Origin of the sequence: Natronorubrum marinum (assembly GCF_052040125.1) — an archaeon.
Classification (GTDB): domain Archaea; phylum Halobacteriota; class Halobacteria; order Halobacteriales; family Natrialbaceae; genus Natronorubrum.
This window is the reverse complement of record NZ_JBPPFV010000004.1, coordinates 202,620-216,250: the sequence shown is the minus strand read 5'-3', so window position 1 is coordinate 216,250 and position 13,631 is coordinate 202,620. Positions and strand designations below refer to the sequence as shown.

Genomic DNA, 13,631 nt, shown 5'->3' with positions numbered 1-13,631 from the left:
ACTTGACCCCGAGGCGGTTCACTGATTGCCCGCCTGTCGCCGTTCCTCGAGTACGAGTTCGGCGATCCGTTCCGGGTTCTCGTTCGCGAGCCGAAGCACCGCGTCGTGTATCTCTCGAGTTTCCTCGTCGAGGATCTCCGCTTCGGCGAGCGTCGGGACGATGGTCGTTCGGATTTGATTTTCGAACTCGTTTACCGTCTCGGTGCGCGCGTAGAACGGTTTCTGCTGTACTTCGCTGTACTCGAACGCTGGCCCAATTTCTGCGGGCGTGAGCGGTGTCTCGGACTCGCTCTCGGATTGCTCTCGATTCCCTGTCTGATCCGTGCTCGACTCGCCGCCCGTACTCCCAGCAGTCGATTCTGCCGTCGACGGTTCGTCGACAGGCTGTTCCGATGCCGGCTCCGATTCCGGTTCGGACTCGGTCTCATCTTCCGACCCTGCCGGCTCCTCGTCATCCGATTTGAGGTCGTCGAACGGGTTGCTCATCGTTCGATCCCTCCGGCTGCGACGATCTCGGCGAGTTCCTCGTAGTACGCGATCTGGTCGCTCTCCGGATCGTAATCCTGCAACGGCTGATTGTGCTGGAGCGACCGTGAAAGCGCAGAGCGGTGGCGAATCCCTGGTTTCGGTGGCGTCATCTCGCCGGCGTCGATTGCGTCAAACTCGTCGGCCGTAATCCGGGCGAAGTTCGGGACCGCCTCCTGCAGCGGTTGTCCGGGGTTCACTTCGTAGGTGGCCTTGTTCAGGTTCTCGAGCAGCTCCCGATCCTCGGTCTGTTGATCGATTCGATCGGAGAGCTTGTTCGGCACGACTGCGAGGACGTCGACGTCGATGTACTCCCGGGCCGGTTCGATCAGCCGTTCCATGGTTCGCTTGTAGCCGCCGATCGCACTCGAGCCCGGTTCGATCGGGATGACGACGTTCCCCGTCGCGACCAGTGCGTTATTGTTGAGCATCCCCGGATACGCCGGGCAGTCGAAAACCACGTACTCGTACTCCGTCCCGAGCAACGGATCGACGATCTTTGACTTGATGCGGGCCGATCCCTGCATCGCGCCCGCGAGGTCCTTTTCGACGTCCTCGAGCGTATCCGAGGACGGGAGAAGATCGAATCCATGTTCGGTCGACCGAATGAGATCTTGGGGCGTCGCGTCACCCTCGAGGATGACATCGCCGAGGTTGATCTCTCCCTGGTAAGCGTCCCCGAAGCCGAGCCCGTTCGTCGCGTGGCCGTTCGGATCGAGGTCGGCGTAGAGTGTCTCGCCGTGCTCGGCGAGCTGGCGCGCGAGGTTCATCGAGGTCGTTGATTTGCCGACGCCACCTTTCAGAATGACCACGCTTACGGCGCGTGGTTCAGTTGTTGTGGTTTGCATTGAGAGGATCACCCGTTTGTACGGTGCGATAGGTGCCTATTGTTCTGACACCTTCTATTTCAGCCATTACTGACCTCATCTAATTCTATCTTCTTAGTTTTACCTACTGGGGGTACAATAGGTGGGGTAGTTACAATAGGTTGGGCATCTATAATAGGTTGTGTGCCTATTGAACCTGTTGTACCTATTGTATCTGCCTAACCAATCATCCCTACTCTGCCTATCTGCCCTGCTTTGGGTGGGCCACTGTTGACTGGTTTGATGGCTATCGAGGGTGTTGGAACTATTCAACTCAGTTCAGCTATTTAGCCTAGTTAGTAAAATGTACCTGTCTAACCTATTTGACCTGTGGTACCTATTGTTCCTTCCCGGGCTGTAAATCCGGCTTCTGCTCTTGGTTCTCTTTCACCTACTGTACCTATTGTGCCTATCCGGACGATACTGTTCAGGGCTCTAGTGCCAGACAAATCCACTATCGGCGATGTTGTGGCTATTCTATCTATTCCAGATACTTCACCTATTGTGGGTGTTGTGCCTATTTCAAATATCATCTGCACTTACCTGTGGTGGTTCGAGAGCACGAACCCCCTCTCCGCTTACACCAAGACGGCGGTCACACGTCATCGTCTTTTTCCAACGACTCGAGCTTTCCAGCGAGATCCTCCGCCGATGCCGTGGTATCTGCTCCCGAGACGACGAACAATACGACGCCGAGGATACACCACAAAAGAACGATCAGCCACTCGTATGGCCAGAGCAGTGCCGACCCTCCGCCGGGTAAGTAGAGTGACACGAAGATTGCGGTCATAACGAACCCGAGTGCCCCGACGAGGTATCCCGCCGGAACCCTGTACGGGCGGTCCATCTCGGGTTCTCGATAGCGAAGGACGAGGAACGACACGACGACGAAGAACCAAGCGGTGACGATACCTAGCCCTCCTGCGTTCACGATCCACGTCAACATCTGTTCCCCGAAGAGTGGTGCGAGCACGGAGAGGCCCCCGATGAGAAGAATCGCGTTACTCGGGGTATTGTACTCGGGATGGACTTTCGATAGGGATGCGGGAATCATTCCAGATTCCGAAAGGGCGAACAACGCTCGGCTGCCACCGATGATAAACGCGTTCCAACTCGTAAGAATCCCGGCGATGCCGGCGAGAGCCATCAGTTGCCCCATCAGTTGTGAATCGAATAATTCAGCCATAGCTGCGGCAGCTGGAAGCGGACTGTCGACAAGTGTGCTTGCGGGAAGTGCCCGACTCGCCCCCCAGATTACGGCCATGTAGAATAGTGCGGCCATCACAACTGAAAGGATAATCAAGAGCCCCAACGTTCGAGGAGGGACGTTGGCCTCTTCTGCCGATTGTGGTATCACGTCGAATCCCACGAACATGAAGGGGACCATCAACATCACGGCGAAGATACCGGCGGTGCCAGCCCCAAAGGAGGGGTCTGGAGATGGTTGTCCACCGATCAGTGCACCAGCAATCAATACGACCCCTGCGAATGCGATAATCACTGTCATGATTATCTGAAACTGTGCGGCTGGCCGAATGCCGATAAAATTCAGATACGTCACAAAGAGGGTTCCGAGGACACCAACTAAAACCCAAGACGCATATACCGGCTCACCGGCCACAGACCACAGCGGAACGACGTTGAATCCAGGAACTATGTACGCCATGGCAGACGGCAGGGCAACCGCTTCGAAGGCAGCGACGGTAACGTACCCAAAAATAATCGCCCAGGTACAAATGAACGAACCGATCGGTCCTAACGCACGGAGACTATAGACGTGTTCACCACCGACTAGGGGCATCGATGAAGCGAGTTCGCTGTAGATGATTGCGACGAACCCAACGACGATTCCGCCTAACACAAAAGCGGATATCGCTCCTACCGGTCCACCTTCACTGATCCACTCTCCTGTTAAGATGATCCATCCCCACCCGATCATTGCACCGAACGAGAGGATCAACACCTCCTTCGACGACAATGTCTTTGCAAGGCCGCTGTGTGTAGTTTCAGCCATGATTCGATTTTTGGATGACCTTTCGATCAACAATAATCGGCAGTCTAGTGTCAAACAAGTTATGCTTGATAACGCAAGGGAATTCGGATCGAGACAAATAATTCACACAATTTTAGCGACCACGGCAGACGGATCGCAGTCATCCCTCAATTTCTCTCAGGTACACGAATTTAAACGAAGCTCTATCTGGAACGGGTGATTTCACCTGATCCACATTTATCTCAAGAGGTGATTTAGATCCTCTTTATTGCGGGCCAGCTCGTTTTGTATGGACTCTTCAGCCGCTTCTTTTGAGCAATCATCCACATTTCGGAAAACAACATTTCGAACACCGATGCGTCCTGCAGGGTTGCGAATATCTGCACTCGTTTCGTACGCGACAACCTCTTTACCTTGAGATATCACTGTATAGGAGTACGCTTTTTCCGTTCCTATTTCAACAACAACGGACACAGATTCGGTAATTTTGAGTTCCACTTGATCCATATTCACCACTTGATTTGATCGTCCACCGACATTTATCCAGACGTTACCACAGCTGCATTTAACCCACCGCGATGAACGAGTGACTCGCTGAGACCATCTTCACCGGATAGAGATTGCATATAGCCACAGCGCTCGCATAGCATTATCCCCCTACATACTACATCTCCGACAGTGAACTCTTCACCGACAAGATGGTTTAACGGAACTCCTTCGGTTGTGACGTTGCGCCGGTGTGCCCCACGACCCAAGTCAATACCAGCCTCCCGTTCAATCGCCTCAATCGTTTCTGATTCGATGAAAGTGATATCGCTTGCCTCCTTTATATCTCTATTAGGATTCTGATCTAACAGGTTTCATATTCCTTGTTTCTTGAAATACCAGTCCCCATTCAGCCCCTTATTTTCTATCGTTCCACTTCCGTAACGGGTTCCATCGGGTCCCCGCTATCAGGGCAAATGTGGATCTCCACAACAGTCCCAGTTCTCATACGGAATCACTCTTAATTGTCATTCACCTACAGTCTGCGTATTCGTATCAAGAGGATACGTGACGTCTACGACCGTGCCGACAGAACGGTTCCTGCGGGAACTCACCGAGAAACATGACCTCGATGATGCCGTGTTCCTCGTCAGTAGAGCGACACAACTCCAGACTTCACTCCGCTGATCCGGACATCGATTTCGATATAATCTATGCGGTAATCGGAAAAGTGTTGAACGTGTCTTTCGTGATATAACACGTCGTACCTCTTCGTTCCCGAACTATTTTAGCCATGCACGGACTGGCCGGTCGTCGTGGACACTGGCTGGTTGTTAGCGCGGTCAAGTACTATCGTAGCAACTGAACGGATTTGCACACTGATTGCACAGCCGTCGCGCGATCAGGTGGCATTGACGCTCAGTGGCCACTATCGTTCTAACGAATTGATGCGACTTCGTCTGTCGATTCACGAGCCGTTCGAAACAGTCGCTCACGAGATGGCCAGTAGTGAGTGACTGGTTGTCGGACCAGTCGACGAATCCGGTTCACTCGGAAACCAGTTCCTCGAACACCTTTGATTGCGCAGCTCGTAGATGCTGAGTGAACGTCGCCCGAGAGATATCGAGCATCGCCGCAAGCTCACCGGTGTTGTGCCGGCGCGGTCGCTCGAAGTATCCCGCGTCGAGCGCCAGTTCCAGCACCTGCCGCTGCCGATCCGTCAGTCGTTCTAGCCCATCCTCGCCGGCGTCCTCCGGTTGAGGATGATCGGACCAAACCGTCGTTACCGATGCGTCGGCGAACGCGTCCTCAAGACGATCGATTACGGGACGGACCGCCTCCGTAGCCCGAACGGAGGCCGAGATACGCATCTGTCCGTCGGCAACGACGGTTCGTCGGAATCGACCGCCGACCTCAACGAGGACCGTTTCCGGCACCGGTGTCTCGACGACGAGTCCGCATCGAACAGGGTCGTCGGTCCCGTACACCTCGATCGAGCGTACGGACGCCACGGCCTCGACGGCGTCCTCGAGCGAGTTCGCGGACGCACCCGAAATGGAGGCCAGATAGAGCACCTCATCGTCGTTTCTGGGAATGACGGTTCCGACCTCGATCGTCGCCGTTCGCGCCAGCTCGCGGGAGAGCGCGACGAGGGGTGAGAATTCGTCCGCGACGGTAATCTCGAGGGACGTGACGGTCGACGAGAACAGTGCCCGTCGCCACTCCGTTGCCTGGAACGCGTAGCCAACCGTCTCGGCGTACTCGGAGAGCAACTCCCTCGCTTGGCGGTCGAACGCGACTCCGTCGTCGTAGACTGTGAGGACGCCGAACTGGACATCGTCGTGTTCGATGGGGACCGCCATCGCGGATCCGATGCCGTACTCGAGAGCCGCGTGTCGCCACTGCGCTACGCTTCGGGACCCGTCGATCTCTTCGCCGGAATCGGGTCCACATTCTGCGTCTTCAGCTCTCGATTCGGCATTGACGGACTCCGGCGGGTCGCCGACGGAGTCTATCGACGAGACGGCGACTGTGTCGCCGCGTGCGAGCGCCGTCACCGCTGGCTCGGTCCCGTCACTGGATTTCGTGCCGGGCTCGAGGACCGCTTCGAGGTAGCTATCGTCGCCGGCCGTGGCGAACGGGACGACCGCGCCGTTGCTATCGAGGACGCCGATCCACGCGAAGGCGTACCGGTGCTCGTCGACGAAGTGTTGGCAAACGCCTCGGCCGAGTTCCTGTCTGGTCGTGCTGGCGGTCACCAGTCTGCGCAGCGCCTCTTTGCTCCGCCGTTCACGTTCGAGCGCTTGCTCCGTTCGATAGGCCGCTACGACGGACGCGACCCGCGTAGCGAGGAGATCTGGTTGGCTCGCCAGGTCGTCCTTTCTCACATAGTCGGTAACGCGCTCCCGGATCGCCTCGCTCGCGACCGATTCGTCTCCCTGTCCGGTGACGAGCACGAACGGCAGCTTCGGGTGGTCGCGTCTGACCGCTTCGAGGAATTCGAGCCCAGTGCCGTCGCCGAGCTGGTAGTCGCAGATGAGACAGTCTGGCGAACCCGTCTCGAGGGCGTAAAGCGCGTCCTGAAGCGTGTGAGCCGTCGAGACTGAGACGGCGTCGTCGTGCCGCTCGAGGACTCGTCGCTGTGTTCTGGCCCACGTTTCGTCGTCGTCGACGAGCAGCGTGTCGACCGTCGAGGCCCGCGTCGATTGATCGGTCGATCCGGCGTCTGGATTCGATACTGTCATGCCTGTGTCATCCCCTCGCCCGCTGTGACGTCCCCTGTTTCCACGAGACCATCGCAGCGTCTCTGGGGCTTGCTCTGCGGGAAAGCAGGTCGATCGGTCGGTCGCCCTGGCGATATCACTGGTCACAGATCGGCACCGGGCATACTAAAAGACATACCACCATGCGGTGGTACACCGAAGATCGTCAGTCGCCCTCGAGGATCTCGAATCGCGCCCCGCTGTCGGCCGACTCGCCGATCTCGAGGGCCCAGCCGTGTGCTTCGACGATGGTTCGGACGATGGCAAGCCCGTAGCCCGCACCGGAGCCCGTACTGACTCCGAACTCGAGGAGGTGCTCGCGTCGCTCGGGCGGGATTCCACGACCGTCGTCCTCGACGTAGAAGCCGCGTTGCCGGGCGGTTTCTCGACCGGTGGAGTCGCTCCCGCCGCCCCTACCGTCGACGGCCGAACCGACCGTTCCGACTCGAACCGTCGTCACTCGAGTGTCGTTCGCTGCTCTCGCTCCGCCGGCCTGCTCGCCGGAAGGGGTGGTTCCGCCCGCCCAAGATCCGTTCCGATCTCGGTTCCGCTCGACGACATCGGCGTCGACGGCACTCTCGGAGTCGTTGGGGCGGGATTCTAGTGAACCGTGTTCGACGGAATTCTGGAACAGATTTTCGAACGCCTGCTGCAGCCGCCGCGGATCGCCCCTGATCGTCCGTGTTGACTCGATCACGAGGGTCAACTCGCCGGTGTCCACGACGTCCCACGCCGCGTGCGCGACGGACTCGAGATCGCACTCGACCGGTGACGCAACGTCGGTGCTTTCCCGCGCGAGTTCGGGGAGCGCCTCGGCGAACTCTCGTAGCCGGGCGTGGACGACCTCGAGGTCATCGAGCGACTGCTCGAGTTCCGGATCGCCCTCGTCGACGTCGGCGCGGACGAGGTGGAGCAGACCTTCGCCCGTCGCGAGTGGCGTCGCGAGATCGTGCGAGACGACGCTGGCGAGGCGCTCGAGCTGTTCGTTTTTCGCCTCGAGGTTCTCTTGCTGTCGTTTTTGATCCGTAATGTCCGTCAGGGAAACGATACAGCCGCGTGGATCCTGACGGGCCGGATCGATGGCGCGAACGCGGGCGATGTACTGCCGGGGCCTGCCATCGACGTTAATCACACAACCCATTGCAATCTCGAGATCCGGATGGAGGTCACCGTCCTCGAGCAGCGTCGCTGGGAGCACGTCGGTGATATCGCTGCCTTCGATGGGTGTGTCGGTAGCGTCGGCGTTGACCAGCATGCGGGCGGCGCGGTTGACATCGAGAATTCGATTCGAGTCAGTGACAACGAAGACAGGATCGTCGAGGGTGTGGAAGATGCGTTCGTGAGCGACTGGGACGAAGCCGGTGAGGTCGGTGCGCTGGACGATCACCGCCAGCGGGATGCCGGCGAGAACGAAGGCGACTGGGGTGAGATCCGCCGTCGGAATCGGTTGGATACCGAGGTGGAACACGCCGTTTGCGACCCACGGCGCGCTCAGACAGGCCAACAGCACCAGCGACTGTCGACGGTAGAGCTGGTTCGTAGTGAACATTTCGGCGACGATCAGGGCGGTGCCGACCAAGAGCAGCCCGTAGGCGTAGATGATATTGATTTGGTGGCCGATCGCCGGTGGCGTATCAAGCAGAGCGACGCCGTCGACTATCGTGACCACGGTGTCGGCGTAGAACAGCGAATGATATGGGGCAGTCCAGACAAGCGTCAGGACGCCTGCAGGAACAACGGACAGCAGGGCGATCCGTCGCCGCGAGAGCCAGGCCTCGTGGTCAGTGTACTGGAGTGCAAAGACGAGCCAGACGATGGGCGCAGAGACGACCGACACATACGATAACTGGATGAAAAACAGGAGCCACTGCTCGGTTGAAGCAACCAGATAGCCAACATACGTCGCCGCCCAGAAGCCGATGACGAACAGAAATAGTCCGAAAGTAAAGGAGGGCTGTCGGCGGCCGTATTTAGTCAGCAGGGCGACCGCGAGCAGGCCGCCGATGAGTGCTGACCCGGCGTAGGCGATCAGCCCGACTATGTACATAAGTCTGTGATTGTGTTACGCGCCAGCCAGTACGACTCTATCGGTTTTAGTCATTTCGAAAACACGTATGTGAGACGGTCGGCAGCGGGTTCCTCGGCATGTGACCTACAGACACACCACCATCCGCTGGTAGTTTACTTATAAGGATTGTATCAGTACCGATTAACAATCAATGCGATCAATTTTATTGATGGGAACCGCCGGAAATCGCTTGTCACGGTCCGTTTGGAATCTGTGGCAGGCCGTTCGTCGACCGGGCTTCCCACGGATGTCGACCGACCGAGCGTGCCGAACTAATGCGGTGTCGGCTCCGGAGAGGCGATGAGGGGCCTTTGGCTCGCCGCGATTCTCGTGGTAGCAGCGATGGGTGTCTTCATGGGGATGGCGGCGGCTGACGGTACGTCTGATGGCACGCAGATGTCCGCCATCGAGGTTACCGACCACGGTGCTGTCGCCACCTACAGTATGGACGGAGTGCAGCACCGCACGATAGACGGCGTTATCGAGGACACGACGTTCGAGACCGGCGTCGCTGGCGTCGAGGTCACGGTGGAGAACGGCGAGGGAGTCTTCACCGTCGTGACCGACGGAAACGGTTTCTACAGCGTCGACGTTCCCGAGACGAGCGAGGCGTACACGGTGAGCGCCGACCCCGAGGGGTGGGACGGGAACTCGACGACCGCGACCGTCGACGGCGGGGACGCGACCGGCATTGACCTCGAACTCACCGGCGATTCGGAGGTCCGAGTCACGCTCACTGACAGGGTAACGGGCGCACCGCTCGAAGGCGGGACGATGATCGCGGACCACGAGACGTTCGGCGTCTCGAAGGCAGCGTCAGCTGACGAAAGCGGATTCGCCGAGATATCCGTGCCCGGTGGGTTCGACTACGAGTTCACGTACGCGAACGACGGCTACGAGGACTACGTGGAGGTGCGTTCGTTGGACCCCGGAGAGAGAATCAATCCGAACTACGTTCTGTCGGGCACCGCTGAGATCACCGGCGAGGTCAGAGATGAAGTAACGGGGGAAGGTATCGACGAGGCGACCGTCACCGCACAGAACGGCGCGGGGGCCTACACCGCCGAGACGAACGAAGCAGGAGCCTTCACCATCGAGTACGTCCCTGGCGGCCACGACTATGACCTAACATTCGAGGCGGACGGCTACAACGAAAACACGAACGCCGAGCTAACCGTCGGCGACGGAGCGACAGCCGAGGTCGACGAGACACTGTTGGCTGAGCCCTTTTTCGCCGTCGAGATCACCGAGACGAACACGCCGGTGACAGTCGGCGAAACGCTCTCGGTGACCGCGACGGTCACGAACCTCGGCGAGGGGAGCACACAGACAGTGACGCTTATTGATACCGGGTTCGACAACGAGCAGCGGGTCGACCGCGAACTCACACTGGTGCCGGGCGAATCCGAGACCGTCACTCTGGAGTGGGATACCGTCGAGGGCGACGACGGCGAGGGGACGGTGAGCGTAGCAACTACGCACGAGAGCGTCGACGCGTCGGTGACGATAGAACCGCTGTACGCGGGCGGCAACGGGATGGCGAACACACCCTACGAGATCGAGACCTGGTACCATCTGGACAACGTGCGCGAGAATCTGGATAGCGACTTCGTGCTGAACAATGGCCTGAACGAGAGCACCGAGGGGTACGACGAGGTGGCTTCACGCAGCGCTCACGGCGGCGACGGGTTCGAGCCGATTGCCAGAGACACCGACAGCGTGGAACCCGGCTATCAGGGAACGCCGTTCACAGGCACGTTCGACGGCGGCGGTCACACGATCTCTGATCTCTCTGTCAATCGTGGGAGTACGGACTACGTCGGCTTGTTTGGATACACCGAGACCGGGTCTTCGGTGGTCGACGTCGGACTTATAAACGTAACTGTAACTGCAGATGGAAGCTCCGGGACCCTCGTCGGCAGGAACTATGGCACCGTAGCACGCTCGTTTGCTACTGGTGATCTCGACGCCTCCGGATCTGGAATTGGCGGCCTCGTCGCGATAAATAATGGAGATATTCTCGATAGCTACGCGTCGGTGAACGTTACCTCCACTGGGAGCGATGTCGGTGGTCTCGTGGGTGACCAGCAGGACGGCACTATCGCCGGATCGTATGCCACCGGAAGCATCGAAGGTGACAAGCGTGTCGGTGGTCTCATGGGGTACCACTTTACTGGGCCGGTGACCGATTCGTACTGGGATACCGAGTCGACTGGTCGAGACGACGCGACCGGTGGCGGCGTGTTCAATGGCGACGCGACAGGCCTCAGCACATCCCAGATGACCGATACAAACGCTACCGCGTTCATGCCCGGCTTCGAGTTCCCCGCTGAGGGCACCGAGGGAACCTGGCACGCCACCGGTGCCTACCCGGCGCTCGCCTGGCAGGACACCGAGCCGTTCTACGAGGTGAACGTCACCGACACCAACGCGCCGATTGACGAGGGCGACACCCTCGAGGTGACCGCAAACGTCACCAACTGGGCCGCAGACGGCGTTCAGACTGTCGAACTGCGTGATTTCGACGGCAACGAGCAGGACACCGAAGCGGTCACACTCGAGAGCGGTGGATCCGAGGAGTATACCCTGCAATGGGACACTGTCGTCAGTGACGCCGGTATGGGCAGCGTGACGGTAACCAGCGGTGACGATAGTGACTGCGAGGAAGTGACGATCGAGACGATTCCCCAGCATATCGACGCCAATGTAACCAGCGATGGGGCAGTCGCCGACGGCGACGACGAAGTCGAGTTCATCGTTACCATTGAGGACAGCAACGGCAACCCCTTCGAGGGGACGACCGTCACTGTCGAAGACGCCGCAACCGTCGATGATCTAGACGGCATCGGCCATGGTGACGAGGCCGACACTGACGCTGCCGGCGAGGCAACGTTCAACGCCACCTCGACCGACGCCAGTGCGTTTACCCTCGAGTTCAGCGAGCCCGATGCGGGGACTGACACGGCGACGGCCACCTTCGGGCCCGGAGACGTTACGAAGGTCGAACTCGATCCGGCTGCAAAGCAGACGATCGACGCTGGTGAGACAATCGATTTCGAGGCGACCGCTTTCGATGAATTCGAGAACGTCGTCGAGGACGACGGCTCGGCGTTCAACTGGACGAACGCTCAAAATGGAACGTTCAACGAGACTGCCGCTGGCGAGTACGACGTGACTGCTGAACTGGATAAGATCGAATCGGACGCAACGACTGTGGCTGTCGAACCAGCCGCCATCAACACTGTCGAGATCGAACCAGACAGTAATCAGACGCTCGTCGCTGGCGAGACGATCAACTTCGAGGCGATTGCCTTCGACGAATTCGACAACCCCGTCGAACACGAGGACACCGCGTTCAATTGGACGAACGCTAACAATGGCACGTTCGAGGAAACTACCGCTGACGAATACGAGGTGACCGCTGAACTGAACGGAGTTGAATCCGCTCCGACAACGGTGACCGTCGAAGCCGCCCCCTCCAGCGGAGACAGGACGAGCAATCGCACATCAGTAGAGAGCGACCAGACGACGTCGGTTCGCACTGTGGGTAACGACCTTCGAGCTGACATCACCCCTACCGTTAGCCACGGTATTTCTGAATCATATCTTGAATTCAGCAATACCCGGACAATCGAACTCCGATTCTCCACCAATGACACTGCAGACGAGGACCGCCCAGTAGCGACGACCGAAACACTCGCCATCGAGTTCACCGAGTCGATCGACACAGCGCTAACGATCCGCGAGGCCAGCGAGCCGACCAGCGAGGACGCTCGCGACCTCGATCACGGCCTCGAGGCAGTTGGCTACCTCCAGATCGCTACCGACTTCGAGCCCGACCAACTCGACTCGGCGACAATCGAGTTCAGCGTCCCAACCGAGGCGCTCGACTCCGTCGACGGTGACACCGACGCGGTATCACTGTACCACTTTGACCCTGAGACCGACGAGTGGCGACCACTCGAGACGACGGTGGTCGACGTAACGGAAGACGAACTGCGATTCAGTGCTGGTGTCGACAGCTTCTCGCAGTTTGCCGTTGGTGTCGGACCCCCTGACGTGGACGATGAGGACTCGAGCGCTGATGAGATGGATGACGATGATGCTCCTGCCGTAGACGATGATTCGAACGCGGACGAGGCTAATGACGATGATCCATCTGGCGTGAACGATGACTCGAGCGCCCACGAGACTGACAGTGACAGCTCGACGGAAGACGTCGACGACGGGACACCCGGTTTCGGAATTGGTGTCACACTCCTGGCGATCGTCGTGTTTCTCGTCGCTGGCCGTCAATTCCGAAACGGTAACAAACACAGCTGAGTTCGGCCGGTCGTGTATAGTTTGTCACATTGTGTCAGACGGTGACGGCTTGGGGTGACGATTCTGCTGTAGATGGTTGTACACGACTAAAACAGTTTGATACCAAAGAGGTATGATCTTCCATATAATAAAATACATGTTGGGAAGCGGTCCGATTTCGATGTTTTCCATATCGAACTTGGAGCCAGTTCAGCGGAGTACAGTCTGGAGCGGTTTTGATTTATGGACGAGAAATACAGCATCGCCAAATTATGTTTCTCGGTGAGCTCTCGCAGATCCGTTCTGTCAATGTGGTCGCCATCGTCGAACACAGCCGCATATGGGGTATTTTGTTCGTTACTGGATCGACAGTACTGTACAGCCAATAGTGACGTTCGTCACGTTGAATCACCATCTCGTCAAGCGCGACGTGATACGGTTCCTCGTCACCGCCGGCTGTCGAACGCATTTGTGAATCCAATCGTGGCTGTCTTTCGGCTACGCTCGACATCAAGACTCTCTAAGTATCGAACTGTATTTGAATATGAGAAGATGGCGGAATAGTATCGAATACCGAGTCCCATCAGCGGGTTCGGAGTCTACTCTCGTTCCACTAAACTCATATCGGT

Annotated in this window: 8 protein-coding genes and 1 pseudogene; 2 read left to right on the top strand and 7 right to left on the bottom strand. The window is 58.1% G+C overall.

Annotated elements, in window-relative coordinates:
- Positions 1-18: 18 nt before the first annotated feature.
- The 5 genes from ACSFC5_RS20965 to ACSFC5_RS20945 form a co-directional block, all read right to left on the bottom strand.
- Positions 19-486, bottom strand: a complete 468-nt coding sequence (locus ACSFC5_RS20965) for a DUF7970 domain-containing protein (RefSeq protein WP_440767159.1) — start codon at positions 484-486, stop codon at positions 19-21.
- Positions 483-1,373, bottom strand: coding sequence for a ParA family protein (locus ACSFC5_RS20960; RefSeq protein ID WP_440767158.1), 891 nt, complete (start codon positions 1,371-1,373; stop codon positions 483-485). Before ACSFC5_RS20960 ends, ACSFC5_RS20965 begins: the two co-directional genes overlap by 4 nt.
- 613 nt (positions 1,374-1,986) lie before the next feature.
- Positions 1,987-3,405 carry an APC family permease gene (locus ACSFC5_RS20955; RefSeq protein ID WP_440767157.1) on the bottom strand — a complete coding sequence of 473 codons (1,419 nt, stop codon included), beginning with the start codon at positions 3,403-3,405 and terminating at the stop codon, positions 1,987-1,989.
- A gap of 216 nt (positions 3,406-3,621) precedes the next feature.
- On the bottom strand, positions 3,622-3,891 hold the full coding sequence (locus tag ACSFC5_RS20950) for a hypothetical protein (protein ID WP_440767156.1): 270 nt from the start codon (positions 3,889-3,891) through the stop codon (positions 3,622-3,624).
- Positions 3,892-3,923: 32 nt separating this feature from the next.
- Positions 3,924-4,145 (bottom strand): hypothetical protein, encoded by a 222-nt coding sequence (locus tag ACSFC5_RS20945; RefSeq protein ID WP_440767274.1) that lies wholly within the window; start codon positions 4,143-4,145, stop codon positions 3,924-3,926.
- A gap of 283 nt (positions 4,146-4,428) precedes the next feature.
- On the opposite strand from ACSFC5_RS20945, the pseudogene ACSFC5_RS20940 reads away from it, so the two are divergent.
- Positions 4,429-4,707 (top strand): annotated as a pseudogene (locus ACSFC5_RS20940) (IS6 family transposase); the annotation flags it as partial.
- A gap of 209 nt (positions 4,708-4,916) precedes the next feature.
- Here ACSFC5_RS20940 and ACSFC5_RS20935 read toward each other — a convergent pair.
- Both ACSFC5_RS20935 and ACSFC5_RS20930 read right to left on the bottom strand, forming a co-directional pair.
- Positions 4,917-6,614 (bottom strand): bacterio-opsin activator domain-containing protein, encoded by a 1,698-nt coding sequence (locus tag ACSFC5_RS20935; protein WP_440767155.1) that lies wholly within the window; start codon positions 6,612-6,614, stop codon positions 4,917-4,919.
- A 184-nt stretch (positions 6,615-6,798) separates the two neighbouring features.
- A complete protein-coding gene (locus tag ACSFC5_RS20930) occupies positions 6,799-8,679 on the bottom strand; it encodes a histidine kinase N-terminal 7TM domain-containing protein (protein WP_440767154.1) in 1,881 nt (626 codons plus the stop codon).
- A gap of 321 nt (positions 8,680-9,000) precedes the next feature.
- Between ACSFC5_RS20930 and ACSFC5_RS20925 the strand changes: the two genes are divergently transcribed.
- Positions 9,001-13,023 carry a carboxypeptidase regulatory-like domain-containing protein gene (locus ACSFC5_RS20925; protein ID WP_440767153.1) on the top strand — a complete coding sequence of 1,341 codons (4,023 nt, stop codon included), beginning with the start codon at positions 9,001-9,003 and terminating at the stop codon, positions 13,021-13,023.
- Positions 13,024-13,631: the final 608 nt, after the last annotated feature.